Annotated in this window: 1 pseudogene; it reads left to right on the top strand. The window is 72.8% G+C overall.

Going from position 1 to position 831, the window contains the following annotated elements:
* Positions 1-273 precede the first annotated feature (273 nt).
* Positions 274-831: pseudogene (locus tag BGO37_RS10275) on the top strand (hypothetical protein); the annotation flags it as partial.

Below are 831 nucleotides of genomic sequence, written 5' to 3'. Positions count from 1 at the left end.
CGCCTCCCCCTCACCGCCCCCCCTCACCGCCCCCTCACCCCCCTCACCCCTCGCCTCGCGAGGTCGATAGACCCGTGCGAGGTCGGTAGCCAGATCTGTCGACCTCGGCGGCCGCTATCGACACCGCGACCGGCGTGCGAGCGGACCACAGCCCGCGCCACCCGCCCGCGATTCCCCGTGGACCGATGTCCGGCGCGACGGCCGCCTGGGGGCCATGACCCTGACGAGGTGTCCGTGCGACCTGGATCGCCTCGCCCGCTGCCCCCGGCGGAGTTGCCCGCCGTCCACTTCGCGCACGACTACGACGACGCGGTGGTCGCGGCACGGGTCAGGACGGGCCGATGGGAGCGCGTCGCTCGCGGCGCCTACACGTCCACCGCCCTCCGCTCGTCGCCACGTCGGCGATCGATCGCCAGGATCATCGCCGTCGACAACCAGCTGCAGACGGCCCATTGGTTCAGCCACGAGTCGGCGGCGGTGATCTGGGGTCTGCCGCTCTGGCACGAGCCGCACCATGTCCAGGTCCGTCAGCGCGGCCATGCCAGCTCGCAGCGGGACACGTCCGTCGCCCGTCATCGCGGTCTCGTCGACGCGGCACGGCTGACGTCTGTCTGCGGTCTCGCCGTCACCGACATCGTGCAGACCGCCGTCGACTGCGCGTGCACCCTCCGACCGCTCGAAGGGTTGGTCGTCGCCGACGGCGCCCTGCGCGCCGGCGCCGACCGTGCTGCAGCCTTGGCGCTGCTGGACGACCTGAACCCGGATCCGCCGGGGTGCTTTCGTGAGGGGTCGGGGTCCGGCTTTCGTGCCGGTTTGGGTGTGGGGGTGCGC

The sequence above is a fragment of the Cellulomonas sp. 73-92 genome (assembly GCF_001898175.1).
GTDB lineage: Bacteria > Actinomycetota > Actinomycetes > Actinomycetales > Cellulomonadaceae > Cellulomonas.
This window is presented reverse-complemented; position numbering and strand designations above follow the sequence as displayed.